This is a genomic window from Pseudomonas sp. Je.1.5.c (genome assembly GCF_051129895.1).
GTDB classification, from domain to species: domain Bacteria; phylum Pseudomonadota; class Gammaproteobacteria; order Pseudomonadales; family Pseudomonadaceae; genus Aquipseudomonas; species Aquipseudomonas urmiensis.
The window spans coordinates 1-15969 of record NZ_JBCPSP010000023.1 but is presented as its reverse complement, the minus strand read 5'-3'; the positions used below and the strand labels follow the sequence as shown (position 1 = coordinate 15969).

The window sequence follows — 15969 nt, the reverse complement described above, 5'->3', positions numbered from 1 at the left end:
AGAAGCAGGATTTGGTCGGAGAGACAGGATTCGAACCTGCGGCCTTCTCGTCCCGAACGAGACGCGCTACCTGGCTGCGCTACACTCCGATGAACAAAATCCTACTGCAAGCCATTTTTCGACGCAAGCCCTTGTTGTGAAAAGACTGTTTGCCAAAAAACAGGGTCAGATCACAGCTCTTTTACCGTGCGGATCTGGTCTTTGTTGATGCGTGTGCGCTTGCCATCGAGCTGCTCGAATTCGTAGAAGCCAGAGTCGTCGTCATAGGAAGGGGTGTCCACCGCCTGAATTTCGCGACCGTCATTCAGGGTGATGACGGTAGGCGATGCACAGCCGGCGAGGGCGCCGAGGCCCAGGGCAAGCAGGAAGGCGGGAAGGGTCCGTTGGATCATCGTGTTTCTCCAGTTCGATGGTGCTTGATGACTGTAAGACGCAGCGCGTCCTCGCAAGTTCCTTGCACAGTGCAGCATAGCGCCAATGCGCAAGGGTTGATGTAGAACAACCCTCGCGGCGATGGCGGGCCGGCCTGTGATATAACAAGCGCCATCGACTTCCCTCCCTGCGACGGATCCCCATGAAAGCCAAGGCAGATACTCCCTTCGTGGCGCTGAACATCGCCGTGCTCACGGTCAGCGACACCCGCACTTTTGACACCGATACCTCTGGCCAGCTGTTCGTTGACCGTTTGACCGCCGCTGGCCATCAGCTGGCGCAGCGCGTGCTGCTCAAGGATGACCTGTACAAGATCCGCGCCCAAGTCGCGACCTGGATTGCCGACGAGCACGTACAGGTGGTGCTGATTACCGGCGGCACCGGCTTCACTGGTCGCGACAGCACCCCTGAGGCGGTCGGGTGCCTGCTGGACAAACAAGTGGACGGCTTTGGTGAGCTGTTCCGCCAGATCTCCGTGGCCGATATCGGCACCTCTACCGTACAGTCGCGCGCGCTGGCGGGGCTGGCCAATGGCACCCTGGTCTGCTGCCTGCCAGGCTCAACCAACGCGGTGCGCACCGGTTGGGACGGCATCCTCGCCGAGCAGCTCGACTCGCGGCATCGACCATGCAATTTCGTGCCTCACCTGAAACAGGCAGCGGCCTGTGAAAGCCGTGGTTGAGGGCGTGCAGAACCGGCCGTTGATGCCGGTGGAAGAGGCCCTTGAGCAACTGCTGAAACTGGCTGAGCAGGCGCCCATCGCCGAAACCGAAGTGGTCACCTTGGCCGAGGCCGAGGGGCGCGTGTTGGCTGAAGATCTGCTGGCCGAGCTGGACCTGCCGCCGTGGCCGAACAGTGCCATGGACGGCTACGCCCTGCGACTGAGCGATTGGCAGGGCGAGCCGCTGCCGGTGAGCCAGCGCATTTTCGCCGGCCACGCACCGCAGCCATTACAGCCCGGCAGCTGTGCTCGGATATTTACCGGCGCACCGCTGCCCGAGGGCGCCGACTGCGTCGAAATGCAAGAAAACGTCGAGCTGCTGGAAGATGGCCGAGTAAGTTTTCTCGAGCCGTTGCGGGTCGACCAGAACGTTCGCCCACAAGGTCAGGAGACTCGGGCTGGCGAACAGGTGATGAACAAAGGCACCCGGTTGGGCCCAATCGAACTGGGCCTGGCCGCGACCCTGGGGCGCGCCCGCCTCAAGGTCGTGCGCAGGGTGCGCGTGGCGGTGTTGTCGACCGGTGACGAACTGGTCGAGCCTGGCCTGCCGTTGGGCCCCGGCCAGATCTACAACAGCAACCGCCGCCTGCTCGCCAGTTGGTTGCAGCGCTTGGGCTGCGAAGTGGTGGATGTCGGCATTGTTGCCGATGACCTGCAGATCACTCGCGATTGCCTGGCCGGCCTGGCTGATGTCGATCTGATCCTGTCTACCGGTGGGGTATCGGTGGGCGAGGCGGATTATCTGGGCATCGCCCTGCGTGAAGCCGGTGAGTTGGCATTATGGAAGCTGGCCATCAAGCCGGGCAAGCCGCTAACCTTCGGCCACTACCGCGGGGTGCCGGTGATTGGTTTGCCAGGCAACCCGGCCTCGACCCTGGTCACCTTTGGCTTGTTGACCCGGCCTTACCTGCTGCGCCGCCAAGGCGTCACCGAGGTGACACCGCTGCGCTTCAGTGTCCCGGCAGGTTTCGACTGGACCAAGGCAGGCACCCGGCGCGAATACCTGCGGGCACGGATCGAGCAGGGCAGGGTGCGCATCTACAAGAACCAGAGTTCGGGCGTGCTGCGCAGTGCGGCCTGGGCGGAGGGGCTGGTCGAGGTGCTTGAAGGCAGCACGCCGCGCCAAGGCGACAGCGTGTCGTTCATTCCCCTAAGCGAGCTACTTGGCTGAGCGGCCGATCAATACGCCGCCGACGGCTGTGGAACTAGCCGGTGCCTGCTGGGTCAGGCGCATGTGCACGCTCTCCAGTTGTTGCGCGGCAACGCTCCAGTCGTGACGCTGCCGGGCAAACTGGCGGCCCGACTCGCCCAGTTGGCACATCCGCCAAGGCTGATTGAGCAGTTGATTGATTTGCAGGGCCAACTGGCCGCCCTCGTCGCTGCCCAGGTAATGCTCGCCGTTATTCACCGCAAGGCCCGATACGCCCTTGCTGGTGGTAATCACCGGCAGGCCGGCGGCCATGGCTTCGAGAATCTTCACCTTGGAGCCACCGGCATAGCGTAGCGGGGCGAAGAACAGCGCCGAGCGCCGCTGCAGTTCGCGTAAATCTGGGCGATAGCCAATCCATTCGATGCGCGGGTCGTTCCAGTGCAGCTTCCAGCTCGACGGCAGGGCATGGCCGGCGATCGCCAGGCGCACAGCCGGGTTGCTCATCCACACCTGGGGCAGGATTTCTTCAAGCGCCCATTCGATCGCCTCAAGGTTTGCCCCGTATTCGAAGTTGCCGACAAACAGCAGGCGCTGGCTGTGCAGGGCGGGGCGCACGTCCTGGTAGTAATCGCAGTCCACACCATTGACCACCACATTCACCGGCCTGCCGCTGATCTGGCCGATCAGTTCGGCGTCATGAGCGCTGACGGCCACCACTTCATTGGGTTGGCGCAATACCCTTTGCTCCCAGCGCCGGTAGCGCCAACGATCAAACGCATTGAGCGGTCTTAGCCACAGTGGCAGGCGATCCTGGCAGGCTGCGCCCATCACCGACTCGATGGTGTGTTCGCTGAGCATGTAGGGCAGGCCGCGTGCTTGCAGGGCTTTTTCGAACGGCTGGAAGCTGTAGCTGTGCTCGATCTGGATGACGTCCCAGGGCTCATCCAACAACTGCTCGAATTGGTGGCGCAGGCACGGCGCCAGGCCGTGGATAATCGCCCGCATGGGGTAGTCGATGATCGGCGAGGCCAACAAGTTCAGTGGGCTGTGCAGCGGGCGCCTGGGCAGAACGATCAGGCGCTCGAGCAGCGGCTCCAGGGCGGCGCGGGCGGCATCGCCCAGGGGGACTTTGGACTGCACCAGCAAGGTGATCCGGTGACCATGCTCGGCCAACTGGCGCAGCAGGTGATATTGCCGGGTCTTGCTGCCACTGGTGGTTGGCCAGGGCAGGTAGGGCAAGGTCCAAAGTATACGCATCTCCCCAATCCTCGCTGAGCGTCGGCTGTTGGATGGCAAGGCGCGCCCGCAGGCAATCAGCTGACCGCTGCTGCCGGGGCGCGTCCATAGATATCAGTAAAGCGTACGATGTCGTCTTCGCCCAGGTACTCACCGCTTTGCACTTCGATCATCACCAGGTCGATCACCCCAGGGTTGGTCAGGCGGTGGGTGCGGCCGGGCTTGATGAAGGTCGACTCGTTGGTGTCGAGCAGGAACTCCTCTTCACCATTGGTCACGCAGGCGATACCGCTGACCACGATCCAGTGCTCGCTGCGATGGTGATGCATCTGCAACGACAGCGATTCACCCGGGCGCACCATGATCCGCTTGATCTTGAAGCGCGGGCCTTCTTCGAGCACGGTGTAGGTGCCCCAGGGGCGGGTGACGGTGCGGTGCAGGCGGTAGGCTTCATGGCCCTGGCGCTTGAGTTGCTGGGCGATCACCTTGACCTCTTGGCTGCGCGCGGCATCGGCGATCAGCAAGGCATCCGGGGTGTCGATGACAATCAGGTTGTCCAGGCCGACTGCCCCCACCAGGCGCCGAGGTGCGTCGATGTAGCAGTTGCTGACGTCGTGCAGCACGGTCTCGCCATTGCAATGGTTGCCTTGGGGGTCGGTCTCGCGCAACTCGCGAACCGCTTCCCAGCTGCCGATATCGCTCCAGCCCAGCTCGCAAGGGACGACGGCGACCTGGGTCGATTGCTCCATCAGTGCATAGTCGATGGAGATATCGGGGGCCTGGGCGAAGCTGTCTGGGTCGAGCTCCACTTGCAGGGCGCGATCACCTTGCTTGACCGAACTGACCTGCATGCACTGAGCTACGCTTTCCAGCACTTCTGGCGCATGCGCTTGCAGCTCGCGCAGCAGGGTGTCGACGCGTAGGCAGAACATGCCGGCGTTCCACAGGTGGCGACCGCCGTCGAGGTAGGCTTGCGCGGTTTGCGCATCGGGTTTTTCGACGAAGCGCGCGACTTTATGGCCAAGCTGCTCCAGCGCCTGGCCCTGCTCGATGTAGCCAAAGCCGGTTTCTGCACGGCTGGGGCGCAAGCCAAAGGTACACAGCCAATCTTGATGGGCCAGTTGCGCGGCCTGGGCGACCGCTTGCTCGAAGGCGGGCAGATCCTGGATCAGGTGGTCGGCCGGCAGAATCAGCAGCACGCTATCCTCGCCATAGTGGCGCGCGCAGTGCAGCGCCGCGGCGGCGATGGCGGGCGCGGTGTTGCGCCCACAGGGTTCAAGGATGTAGTCCAGGGCGACGTTGAACGCGTTGACCTGGCGATATTCATCTTGAGTGCGGAAGAACACATCGCGGTTGGTCACCGTCAATACCCGTTCCACGCCCGCGAGGGCACTGGCGCGGGCAAAGGTCTTCTGCAGCAGGCTCTCGCCGTCTGGCAGACGCATGAACGGCTTGGGCATGGCCTCGCGGGAAACCGGCCAAAGACGTGTGCCGGCACCGCCAGCGATGATACAGGGGATCAGAACGCTCATTTCACAGCCTCGAAGCAAGGCGCTTGGGACAGCGCGATCAAAGGGACTTTCGACCAAAGAAGCAGCGACCTGTCAGGCGTCTGGCGAGGCAAAAAGTCAATTAAATGACTTTTTGGTCCGTCATCGTCCGTGATGGCCAAATATTTGTCGATAATGCACCTCTGGTCCCTGGGTTTCAATGTCATTTGTGTTAATACGGCTATTTTCTGACGCAATTGCCCTCTGGGTGCAGCAATTCGCCCTCGGCCATGGTCGAGATTGAGGTAGCAACCTTTTTTGGTTTTCTTGGGGGCAGAGGTCATGGGCGAGCGCAAGGCAATGTTGGTCCTGCACGGCAAGCAGGCCTTGAATGAGCAAGTGCGCGAGGCGGTCGGCGCCATGCGTGAACGGGGCTGGTCCCTGGATGTGCGCTTGACTTGGGAAGGCGGCGATGCACAGCGTCTGGTCAGCGAAGCGCTGCAGGCCGGTTACAGCCATATCGTCGCCGGTGGCGGCGACGGTACGCTGCGGGACGTCGCCGAGGCCATGGCGCAGGCCAGTAGCCACGCCAGCCTGGTGCTGTTACCGCTGGGTACCGCCAACGATTTTGCCAAGGCTGCCGGCATACCTCTGGAGCCCGCCGAGGCGTTGGCTTTGCTCGAACAGCCAGCGCATTCGATCGACCTGGGCAGGGTTGGCGATCAACTGTTCCTGAACATGGCCACCGCAGGCTTTGGTAGCCAAGTCACGGCCAATACCTCTGAGGATCTGAAAAAGGTCTTGGGCGCTGCCGCCTACCTGTTCACCGGACTGTCGCGTTTCAGCGAGCTGCAAGCGGCCTCGGTCGAACTGCAAGGGCCGGATTTCCAATGGCAGGGGGATTTATTGGCATTAGGGATTGGCAACGGTCGTCAGGCCGGCGGCGGGCATGTGCTGTGCCCGGACGCACTGGCCGATGACGGCCTGCTCGATATTGGCATCCTGCCCGCCCCGCAGGAAATGGTCGGCGCCTTGCGAGACCTGTTGGCCGGAGAGGGGCTATTCGTTCGTGCGCGCTTGCCTTGGGTGGAGATCAAAAGCTCGCAGGGCCTGGACATCAATCTCGATGGCGAGCCGCTGCAGGCGGACAGCTTGCGTTTCGAGGTGCTGCCCTCGGCCTTGCGGGTGCATTTGCCAGCAGGCTCGCCGGTGCTTAGTCGTCCAGACTGATGATCTTCTCGCGCACGGCAAACAGTACCAGGCCGGCGACATCGTAGATCTGCAGGCGCTTCATGATCTGCGAGCGGTGGGTTTCCACGGTTTTGATCGAAAGGCCCAGGCCGTTGGCGATTTCCCGGGTCGACTTGCCACGCACGATCAACCGCAGGATCTCCAATTGGCGTGCGGTGAGGTTGTGGCGGTCGGCGCCAAGCGGCTTGCCATTTTGCGCGTGTAGCAGGGCCTGATTGATTACCGTGTGCGCAATCGCCGGGCTCAGATAGCGCTCATCGGCGCGCAATGCAGTGAGCGCCTGCTCCAGTTCAGTAGCAGTGGTGTCCTTGAGCAGGTAGCCATGAGCGCCGCTTTCCAGCGCGCGCATGATCAGCTCTGGATCGGTGTGCATTGACAGAATCAGCACTTTGCAGGTGTGGCCGTTGGCGCGCAGGTAGGTCAGTGCATCCAGGCCACTGGTCGAGCGCATGGAAATGTCCAGCAGCACGATGTCTGGATTCAAGCGCTTAACCAGGTCGAGCAATTGATCGCCATCATCGGCTTCGCCGACCACCAGATAGCCCGGGATGTCGGAAACCAAGGCGCGAACGCCCGCGCGGATGAGCGAGTGGTCATCCACCAGCAATAATCTACAGGTCATGGGTGGCGGGGGTCCTGGCGCGTTCATGGGTGCGCGGTGGCCATGGGAACAGGGCCTCGATTCGGGTGCCCTGATCGGGCTGGCTGATGACGGTCAGGCTACCTTGCAGCGCGGTCGCCCGCTCGTGCATGCCAGCCATCCCACGCTGCCCGGCCTCGGCCGGGTTGTGGGCCGGTATGAAGCCACGGCCGTCATCCTGGATGGTCAGGGCCAAGCCTTCTGGAGTGCGCCGCAGATGGATCTTCAGATTGCGCGCTTGAGCATGGCGCAGCATGTTGGTCACCGCCTCTTGGGTAATCCGGAAGGCCGCCATGGTTGCCGCTTCGCAAATGCCGCCCAGGCGCTGCTGGCACTCCAGGCTCCAATTAACCCCGCTGTTGGCCAGGGTGCGCACCAGGTGCGCGCGCAGGCTCGCTTCAAGGCCCAGGCTGGCCAGTTGGCGCGGGTTGAGCAAGGCAGAAACATCGCGCACGTTGGTCAAGGTGTCGTCGAGGGTCGCGCGCAGGGTGGCGCATTGCGCTTGCAGCTCACCGGGGATGCGCCGTTGCAGCCAGTCGAGCTGCAGCTTGGCGGCTGTCAACAGCTGGCCAATGTCATCGTGCAGTTCACGGCTCAAGCGCTGGCGTTCGCTTTCCTGGACCTTGAGCATTCGATCGGCAAGCTCGGCCGGGCGCAGGCTGATCGAGCGAGCCCAATGACGCAGTTGCCAGCCGACCCCGGCCATGGCGATTGCCTGCAGCAGAAGCAAGCCCAGGGACATGGGTAAGGCTTGGCAATACAACACCAGGTTGGCCGCCAGCGATGCCACGCACAGCACAGTGGTCGTCCAGCGCAACACGGCGATGCGGGAGCAGCGACGCTGTGGGATCTTCAAGCGTAGGAGCATAGATAGGAAAGCCACTGAATTATTGCTGTTGGAGGCCGTGCACGTGTCTGACCAGAGGCTTGGGCATCCTGCGTTCAATCAATCGCCGAGTGCGTATTCAATTGATGGCTATCTGCGATGCCTGCATTCGTTTGCGCGCATGGTATCACTTCAAGTTCATTTGGTCGCGGCTGGCTAACAGTCTGAAACCTCAGGATTTACGGGGCACTGGGGAGGTGTGGCGTCGTATCCTAAACTAGCAAAATGCCATTATCCGGTGGATTGTCTGTGTTCAACATTCAACTAAGGTGTTGCGCCGTGCATTACTGCGGTCTGAACTTTCTCTATATTTTTAAGTTTGAGCCTGTAAAGGTAGTTACTTGCAATCTAGTTGCCGGCCTGGCGCTGGCTTTATTTACCCTGGTGATGGTGATGGAGCGCCGGGTGCGGGTGGTTGCAGAGGTGATCGTTTGCCTGGCAAGGCGCACACGTTTGCGTAAACGGCTGGCCTAGAGCATTGGCCAGTTCACCGAGTAGCTGGGTCTGTTCGCAGGTGTCCAGGTTCAACCGCCCAGTGCGTGCATCGACCAGCTCCAGTTGCCAGGCAAGCAGGGTCAGGCAGGCGCCCACTGCTGGCAGGGCTTGCGCTTCGAGCTGTGGGTGCTGGCACGCGGGTGCGAGCAGCTGTCCCAGTTCGTTGGCATAGTGAGCCACTTCCTGCAGGCCCAGGTCATTCGCCCGCTGCGCCAGCATGCCCAGGGTGTCATCCAGGCAATGGCAGGCATCAGGGTCGTTGTCGATCAGCTCAAGGTGTTGCAGGCACTCTTGGGCCTTGGTCAGCAAGATCTGCGCATCCAGCAGAAACTCCTGCAGCGCGCTGCTGTTCAGCGGGGTGCTATCCATCATGAGGCTCCAGCGTGCGAGGCTGAAGCAGGGCTGGGCCACACCAAGTCGATCGCGTGCAAAAGCCTGACTCCGTTCATGCAATGAGAATGGCGTCACATTAATGGCTAATGGATATCGCGAACATCAGGTTGCACCCGATTGCTACCTAGGGGAAACCCTGATAGGTGGTCGGGTTGGGACACAAGTCCCAGATGTGTTCGGGCAGGAGATGTGGCAGCAGTAAAGCATGATGGTAAAGTGATATCAATCATCCCGGCGGCTTTTTCCGTGAGGGGTCAAGCTGCGCTCAAAGTCGCCGATACAGGACAGATGATTTCACTTTTCCCGACTCAAGCCTGGGGGTTTTTCCAATGGCCGGCATTCTCGATACGGTAGACCAACGCACCCAACTGGTAGGTGAGAACCGCCTGGAAATCCTGATGTTCCGCCTGGCCGGTCGCCAGTTGTTCGCGATTAACGTATTCAAGGTCCAGGAAGTCCTGCAGCTGCCCAAGCTGACCCTGATGCCGCAGCGTCATGCCTTTGTCTGTGGGGTGGTCAACCTGCGCGGGCAGACCTTGCCGGTGATCGACCTGTCCCAGGCCATCGGCATGCGTCCTCTGCAGCCGGGGCCTGATAGCACCATTATCGTCACCGAGTACAACCGTTCGGTGCAAGCCTTCCTGGTGGGCGGTGTCGATCGCATCGTCAACATGAACTGGGAGGCGATCATGCCACCGCCGACCAGCGCTGGGCGTCAGCACTACCTGACCGCTATCACCAAGGTCGAGGAGAAGCTGGTGGAGATCATTGACGTCGAGAAAGTGCTCGCCGAGATCGTTCCGTACAGCGCCAAGGTCTCCAATGACAAGCTCGCCGACCCGATCCTGGCGCGCGCTCGCGGGCGCGAGGTGCTGTTGGTCGATGACTCCACCGTGGCTCTCGCGCAGTTGCGTGACACGCTGTCGCAGCTGGGGGTCAAGCTGCACGTGGCCAGCGATGGCCTCAAGGCTTTACGCATGCTCAAAGGCTGGGCCGATGCGGGCGAGGATGTCTGCGAAAAGCTGTTGATGATCTTTACCGACGCGGAAATGCCAGAGATGGATGGCTATCGGCTGACCACCGAAATTCGCTCCGATGCGCGCCTGCGCGGGCTTTACGTGGTGCTGCACACCTCGTTGTCGGGTAGCTTCAACGAATCGATGGTGAAGAAGGTAGGGTGCGACAACTTCCTCTCCAAGTTCCAGCCGGATCGTCTGGTGGATGTGGTGCGCCAGCGCTTGTTGCTTGATCACGCCCCCGCTTGAGCACTGCGCGCGCCGCCCGCCGGGTATAAGCTAGGCGTTTTCGACTGGCATGAGGCGGGCAGGGATGTTTCTGAGTGCGTTGTATCGGTATCCGGTGAAGTCGAGTCAGGCGCAAAGCCTGGTGACCAGCGCAGTAGATCTGCTGGGGTTGCAGGGTGATCGGCGTTGGCTGGTGGTGGAAGAGTCCAATGGCCGCTTTCTTACCCAGCGGGCCTGGCCGCGGCTGACGCAGCTTGAAGCCAGCCTTGGCCCGACGGGGCAGTTGCTGCTTCAAACGCCTGGGCAGATGCCGCTGGAAGTGGCTGTGCCGGGCGTGGATGACGACCTGCGCGGGGTGACTATCTGGCGTGACACCTTGCGCGTGCCGGATGCCGGCGATGCGGCAGCGGCTTGGCTCAGTGAGTTGCTCGGCAAGCCGGTACGCCTGGTGTACTGCCCGCAGCAGCGTGCACGCTACCTGCCTAGCGGATATGGCCTGAACAGTGATCGGGCGGCGTTTCCGGATGGCTTTCCGTTGTTGCTGATTGGGCAGGGCTCGCTCGATGAGCTGAATCGGCGGATTGGCCGTGACATGGAAATGCTGCGGTTTCGGCCGAACCTGGTGGTGCAGGGGGCTGAGCCTTTTGCCGAGGATGGCTGGAAGCGGATTCGTATTGGTGATCTGACCTTTCGGGTGCTCAAGCCTAGTGTGCGGTGCATTCTGACTACGCTTGATCCTGGGACGGGGGAGCGTAGTGCCGATCGGGAGCCTTTGGCGACGCTGAAGACGTTTCGGGAGCGGGAGGGGGATGTGCTGTTTGGGCAGAATCTGGCTGCGGATGGGGCGGGGGAGATTGCGGTTGGGATGGGGGTTGAGGTGCTTGAGTAGGATTCGGCTTTCTCGCGTTATGAGATATCCAGGCTGATTTGCTGATTTCCTGTGTTTTGTATTTTGTGTACATATCCATTCACGATGGCGACATTTAGGCACCTTTCCGCCCTTACGGCGGGTCACTTTTTGGCAAACGCCCGGTGTGCCGGCCCAGCCAAAAGTAACCAAAAAAGGCTGCGCTCCACCATCCGGCCCTACGCTACGCTTCGGGTCCCCTCGCTTCGGTGCCTTCCGGGCCCGCGCGGCCTACGATTTGCTACGCAAATCTACATCTCGCGCCTTCGGCTACGCCGAAGGGTGCTGCGCACCTGGCCCTACAGACACCTCTGCTCGGCCTCCTGAAGTCGCGAAGTTTGTGGCGGCGCCTGGGCTGGCGTTATCTGGCGATAGTGGCAGGTGTGGTGGATGCTCTGGCCTCTTCGCGGGCAAGCCCGCTCCCACAGGCTTCGTGGGGTTCGCAGTATCTGCGTGGTGTCAGTGCTGGCTCAACGCTGGACTGAAATCTGCGCGGTACCTGTGGGAGCGGGCTTGCCCGCGAAGAGGCCGGAACAAACCACACAAAAGAAAAATTCAAACCTTGGCTTTGGCTTTGGCTTTGGCTTTGGCTTTGGCTTCTGCGAGAGCGTAGCAATTCGCTGCTCTTGATCTACATGCGCGCAATTCCAGGCGACGCAGATTCGCGACTTCAGGAGGCTGAGCAGAGGCGTCTGGAGGGCCAGGTGCGCTAGCACCCTTCGGCGTAGCCGAAGGCGCGAGATGTAGATTTGCGCAGCAAATCGTAGGCCGCGCGGGCCTGGAAGGCGCCGGCGCGAAGGGACCCCGGAGCGCAGCGTAGGGGCCGTATGCAGGAGCGAGCGGCTTTGCCTACTTTGGCCAAGACCAAAGTAGGCCGCCGTAAGGGCGGAAGGGGCCAGTAGCGCCGCTACATCAAACGGATAAGCTCAACTCTCTAAAAGCCCAAGCCCAAGCCCCCTCACATATCGTCAAAATACCGCTCATGCCAATCCACCAAAGGCTGCGGCGAATTCAGCTTCTGCCCATAAATCACCGAATAAGACAGCACGTTCTGCACATATTGGCGCGTCTCATCGAATGGAATCGACTCAACCCAAACATCGAAACTCAAATGCTTGGCCCCCTTGAGCCACTGCCGCACCCGCCCAGGCCCAGCGTTGTAGGCCGCCGAGGCCAACACCCGGTTGCCATTGAACTGCCCATGCACCTGGCTCAAATAAGCCGCACCCAGCTGAATGTTCTTGTCCGGATTAAGCACCTGCGAGGGTGAGGCCAGTGGAATACTGAACTTGCGCGCAGTTTCCTTGGCCGTGGCCGGCATCAACTGCATCAGGCCGCTGGCACCCACCGGAGATCGAGCATCTTCCATGAAGGCACTTTCCTGCCGGGTAATGGCAAACACCCAGCTGGAGTGCAGGCCACGGACCTTGGCCTCACGCACCAGGGTATCGCGGTGTGCCATCGGGAAGCGGATGTCCAGGTCGTCCCAGTACTGCGCCTGGCTAATGGTGCGAATGGCCGGGAAGTACCAGCGCAAGTCGTACGCCAGGCGCGCCTGGGCGACCATCTCGTCACGGTTGAAGTGCCGACTGACGTGGTACCACTCACGGCGCCCCTCAACGATCTGGCCGCGCGCATGGAATTCCAGCGCGCGACGGATACCTGGGGTATTACGCACCTTGTTGACCAGCTGCGGGCTCAGCACCAGCGGCCTGTTGTTCAGCTGATAAGGCGTCTGCGCCCGATCGGCTGCAAGGAAGCCATAGAAGTCGCGCTCACGAGCCACGGTCTTGTACAGCAGCGGGATCTGCGGGTTGTTCGGCTGGGCGAGCTCCAGGCTACGGGCCTGCCAGTAGCGCCAGCGGCTGCTGCTGGCCAGGTCTTGGGGCAGGCGTTTGGTCAGTTCGTAAGCTTCTTCCCAACGACCCAGACGCAGCAGTAGGCGCAGGCGCCATTCGCTGACGGTGTTATCGCGCAGCTCAGGATCGTAGCGGGTCATCAAGTCCAGTGCGCGTGGGTCGTAGCGGCGCGCCAGGGTCAAGCCGATTTCGCGAGCGATGGCGACCTTTTCGTCGCGCGAGAAGTGCATGCGCTGGGCGTAGTCATCGAGCAAGGCCATGGCCCGTTCAGGGTTTTGGCGAGCGAGCCGGCGCAGTCCCAGGCTGACCACGTCGGACATCGCTTCATTGACCGGGGTAAAGCGCGAAGGCTGGTTGAGCAGCTCGGGCTTTTGCGCCACATCGATCAGCAGTTTGCCTTGCGGGGCGAGGGAGGTCAGGGTCTTTACCAAGCTGTTGGCCAGGGCGTAGTTACGCGTTTGGGCAGCAAGCTTGGCGCGTTCCCAGCGCTTGGCCTCGGTCAGTTGGCCTTCGGCTGCCCACATCGCGAACAGAGTATCGCAGGCCGCCGGTTGCGACTTGCCGACGTTCCACAGTTTTTCGGCGCTGGCAAAGCCTTCGGCGCGTTTGCCATGGCTGAGCTGATACTGGCCATTGATGCAGTCCAGTTCGGTGAAGTTGAGCTTGGGGTCGTAATACTTGGCGAACGTGTTCCATTCGCCGCGCTCGGACAGCCAGCGCAGCCAACGTAACTTCATCCAGTTGGCTTGAGGCAGATCGCCGTGCTTGGCGAGGAAACCTTCGATTTCTTCGTTGCTGGCGCTTTTCAGGCGGGCGGTCAGTTCGTCATAGGCCAGGTAGGGCGTCAGTGGATAGTCACGCAAGGCCTGCGAGTAACGCAGGTAGGGGCCTTTGTCACCTTTGGCCAGCGCACGTTTGGCTTCGTCGTAGTACTGACGTTGCTGGGTAAGGTCGACGGCCTGCGCCGCACTGGCAGTGGCGGCGGTGATCAGCAGGCAAGAAGCAATCTGTAACAGGCGGCTGCGCATGATACGTCCGGGCAGTTGAACCATGGGAAAGTGACGGCGAGGCCAGCACTGTTGTATTGCGTAAGCTTAGCCGTTTGCGCGCTGGCGGTGAAAGCACTGCGCTTGTATCCAACTGTTAAGTTCGACCAGATGTCGCAAAGCGTTTCCACTGGCGTTGACTTGATGCCGGCAAGGGTCAAGTCAGGTAGAATGCGCGCCCAGTTTTTGGAGATGATCATGACCCTACTCAAATTAAGCGATGTGTCCCTTGCGTTCGGCGCCATGCCGCTGCTGGACAAGGTTTCCTGGCAGATCGCCCGTGGTGAGAGGGTGTGCATCATCGGTCGCAACGGCACGGGCAAGTCGAGCATGCTGCGCCTGGTCAAGGGCGAGCAGAAGCCCGACGATGGTGCCATCTGGCGCGCCCCGGCGCTGAAGATCGGCGAACTGCCGCAGGAACTGCCGGTGGCCGACGAGCGCACCGTGTTCGATGTGGTCGCTGCCGGCCTGGATGGCGTCGGTGAGCTGCTCGCGCAGTACCATCACCTGAGCCAGAACATCCACAACGATGAAGACCTGGACAAGCTCATGCATGTCCAGCACGAGCTCGAAGCGCGTGACGGCTGGCGCCTGCAGCAAGTGGTCGACAGTACCCTGAGCCGCCTGCAACTGCCGGCCGACAAGACCCTGGCCGAGCTCTCCGGTGGCTGGCGTCGCCGGGTACTGCTGGCCCAGGCGCTGGTGTCCGAGCCGGACCTGCTGCTGCTCGACGAGCCAACCAACCACCTGGACATCGGTGCCATCGCCTGGCTTGAAGAAGCCCTGAGCGGTTTCAACGGCGCTGTGCTGTTCATTACCCACGACCGTTCCTTCCTGCAGAACCTGGCTACACGCATCCTGGAATTGGACCGTGGTGGGTTGATCGACTGGAACGGCGACTACGCCAGCTTCCTGGTGCACAAGGAAGCCGCACTGGCCGCTGAAGAAACCGCCAACGCGCTGTTCGACAAACGCCTGGCCCAGGAAGAGGTATGGATCCGCCAGGGCATCAAGGCCCGGCGGACCCGTAACGAAGGTCGCGTGCGCGCCCTCAAGGCCTTGCGTGTCGAGCGTGGTGAGCGCCGCGAGCGCCAGGGCAAAGCCAATATCCAGATCGAGTCGGCGGAAAAATCCGGCAAGCAGGTGATGGTCCTGGAAAACGTCAGCTTCGCTCACCCGCAAGGGCCGATGCTGGTCAAGGACTTCTCCATGGTGCTGCAGCGCGAGGACCGTATCGGCCTGCTGGGCGCCAACGGTACCGGCAAGACCACCCTGCTCAAGCTGATGCTCGGCGATTTGCAGCCCACCGGCGGCAAGGTCGAGAGCGGCACCAAGCTGGAAGTGGCTTACTTCGACCAGATGCGTCACCAGCTCGACCTGGAAAAAACCGTTATCGAAAACTTGGCAGAAGGCCGCGATTTCATCGAGATCGATGGGCAGAACCGCCATGTCCTGAGCTACCTGGGCGACTTCCTGTTCAGCCCGCAGCGTGCTCGTACGCCGGTCAAGGCGCTGTCGGGTGGTGAGCGTGCGCGTTTACTGCTGGCCAAGCTGTTCAGCAAGCCGGCCAACCTGCTGGTGCTGGACGAACCGACCAACGACCTGGACGTGGAAACCCTCGAGCTGCTCGAGGAGGTGCTGTGCAACTACAAGGGTACGGTACTGATGGTCAGTCACGACCGGGCCTTCCTCGACAACGTGGTCACCAGCACCCTGGTGTTCGAGGGCGAGGGCAAGGTGCGTGAGTATGTCGGCGGCTATGAAGACTGGATCCGTCAGGGCGGCTCGCCGAAGCTGCTGGGCGTGACCGAGAGCAAGGGCGGCAAGTCCGAGCTCAACAGCGCTGTGGTGGAGAAATCTGTTGAAGCGCCGGCGCCGGTTAGTGCAGCACCGGTGGCGGATGCCAGCAAGAAGAAGCTCAGCTACAAGCTTCAGCGTGAGCTGGAAGCCTTGCCGGGGCAGATTGATGTGATCGAGCAGGCCATGGCCAAGCTACAGGAAGAAGTCGGTTCGCCGAGCTTCTACCAGCGACCGATCGGGGAGACCTCGGCGGTGCTGGCCAAGCTTGAGAAGCTGCAGGCCGAGCTGGACGTGCTGGTTGAGCGCTGGGCTGAGCTGGAGGGCTAAGGTTCGGCACTTGCGGTGATTGGGCGGGCCTCATCGCGGGGCAAGCCCGCTCCCACGCCCCTGGCACTGAAAGCGCTGGCGTGGGAGCGGGC

General features: G+C 61.6%; 14 protein-coding genes and 1 tRNA gene. 6 read left to right on the top strand and 9 right to left on the bottom strand.

The annotated features are described in order from the left end of the window. Positions 1 to 12: 12 nt before the first annotated feature. Together AAZU54_RS16860 and AAZU54_RS16855 are read right to left on the bottom strand one after the other, a co-directional pair. Positions 13 to 89, bottom strand: a tRNA-Pro gene (locus AAZU54_RS16860). Positions 90 to 170: 81 nt separating this feature from the next. Further along, positions 171 to 392, bottom strand: a complete 222-nt coding sequence (locus tag AAZU54_RS16855) for a YgdI/YgdR family lipoprotein (protein WP_023632528.1) — start codon at positions 390 to 392, stop codon at positions 171 to 173. Positions 393 to 574: 182 nt separating this feature from the next. Here AAZU54_RS16855 and moaB point away from each other — a divergent pair, with 182 nt between their 5' ends. Together moaB and AAZU54_RS16845 are read left to right on the top strand one after the other, a co-directional pair. Beyond that, a complete protein-coding gene (moaB, locus tag AAZU54_RS16850) occupies positions 575 to 1114 on the top strand; it encodes a molybdenum cofactor biosynthesis protein B (RefSeq protein ID WP_186556314.1) in 540 nt (179 codons plus the stop codon). Then, positions 1098 to 2324 (top strand): molybdopterin molybdotransferase MoeA, encoded by a 1227-nt coding sequence (locus AAZU54_RS16845; RefSeq protein WP_392463744.1) that lies wholly within the window; start codon positions 1098 to 1100, stop codon positions 2322 to 2324. Before moaB ends, AAZU54_RS16845 begins: the two co-directional genes overlap by 17 nt. On the opposite strand, the gene AAZU54_RS16840 is transcribed toward AAZU54_RS16845, so the two are convergent. Together AAZU54_RS16840 and AAZU54_RS16835 are read right to left on the bottom strand one after the other, a co-directional pair. Continuing rightward, entirely contained in the window at positions 2313 to 3560 is a 1248-nt protein-coding gene (locus AAZU54_RS16840) for a glycosyltransferase family 4 protein (RefSeq protein ID WP_434727428.1), read from the bottom strand. The two genes, AAZU54_RS16845 and AAZU54_RS16840, sit on opposite strands and share 12 nt — an antisense overlap. Positions 3561 to 3616: 56 nt before the next feature. Beyond that, positions 3617 to 5071 carry a mannose-1-phosphate guanylyltransferase/mannose-6-phosphate isomerase gene (locus tag AAZU54_RS16835; RefSeq protein WP_186556316.1) on the bottom strand — a complete coding sequence of 485 codons (1455 nt, stop codon included), beginning with the start codon at positions 5069 to 5071 and terminating at the stop codon, positions 3617 to 3619. Positions 5072 to 5371: 300 nt separating this feature from the next. On the opposite strand from AAZU54_RS16835, the gene yegS reads away from it, so the two are divergent. Then, positions 5372 to 6259 carry a lipid kinase YegS gene (gene yegS, locus AAZU54_RS16830; RefSeq protein WP_434727427.1) on the top strand — a complete coding sequence of 296 codons (888 nt, stop codon included), beginning with the start codon at positions 5372 to 5374 and terminating at the stop codon, positions 6257 to 6259. On the opposite strand, the gene AAZU54_RS16825 is transcribed toward yegS, so the two are convergent. The 3 genes from AAZU54_RS16825 to AAZU54_RS16815 form a co-directional block, all read right to left on the bottom strand. Beyond that, positions 6243 to 6902, bottom strand: a complete 660-nt coding sequence (locus tag AAZU54_RS16825; RefSeq protein WP_186556318.1) for a response regulator — start codon at positions 6900 to 6902, stop codon at positions 6243 to 6245. The genes yegS and AAZU54_RS16825 overlap by 17 nt on opposite strands. Continuing rightward, entirely contained in the window at positions 6892 to 7788 is an 897-nt protein-coding gene (locus tag AAZU54_RS16820; protein WP_186556319.1) for a sensor histidine kinase, read from the bottom strand. Before AAZU54_RS16820 ends, AAZU54_RS16825 begins: the two co-directional genes overlap by 11 nt. Positions 7789 to 8178: 390 nt before the next feature. Next, the gene (locus AAZU54_RS16815) at positions 8179 to 8670 is read right to left on the bottom strand and encodes a histidine kinase (protein ID WP_186556320.1); all 492 of its coding nucleotides are present in this window, start codon (positions 8668 to 8670) and stop codon (positions 8179 to 8181) included. 353 nt (positions 8671 to 9023) lie between these two features. On the opposite strand from AAZU54_RS16815, the gene AAZU54_RS16810 reads away from it, so the two are divergent. Together AAZU54_RS16810 and AAZU54_RS16805 are read left to right on the top strand one after the other, a co-directional pair. After that, on the top strand, positions 9024 to 9959 hold the full coding sequence (locus AAZU54_RS16810) for a chemotaxis protein CheV (RefSeq protein ID WP_186556321.1): 936 nt from the start codon (positions 9024 to 9026) through the stop codon (positions 9957 to 9959). Positions 9960 to 10023: 64 nt separating this feature from the next. Next, entirely contained in the window at positions 10024 to 10827 is an 804-nt protein-coding gene (locus AAZU54_RS16805; RefSeq protein ID WP_434727426.1) for an MOSC domain-containing protein, read from the top strand. Positions 10828 to 11803: 976 nt separating this feature from the next. Here the strand turns inward: AAZU54_RS16805 and AAZU54_RS16800 are convergent. Both AAZU54_RS16800 and AAZU54_RS16795 read right to left on the bottom strand, forming a co-directional pair. Continuing rightward, a complete protein-coding gene (locus AAZU54_RS16800; protein ID WP_434727425.1) occupies positions 11804 to 13732 on the bottom strand; it encodes a transglycosylase SLT domain-containing protein in 1929 nt (642 codons plus the stop codon). Beyond that, complete coding sequence (locus AAZU54_RS16795) at positions 13693 to 13950, bottom strand: hypothetical protein (RefSeq protein ID WP_186556324.1); 258 nt, start codon at positions 13948 to 13950, stop codon at positions 13693 to 13695. The genes AAZU54_RS16800 and AAZU54_RS16795 overlap by 40 nt, the downstream gene beginning before the upstream one ends. Between AAZU54_RS16795 and AAZU54_RS16790 the strand changes: the two genes are divergently transcribed. Next, a complete protein-coding gene (locus tag AAZU54_RS16790) occupies positions 13949 to 15877 on the top strand; it encodes an ATP-binding cassette domain-containing protein (RefSeq protein WP_312155135.1) in 1929 nt (642 codons plus the stop codon). The genes AAZU54_RS16795 and AAZU54_RS16790 overlap by 2 nt on opposite strands. The last annotated feature ends 92 nt before the right edge of the window (positions 15878 to 15969 follow it).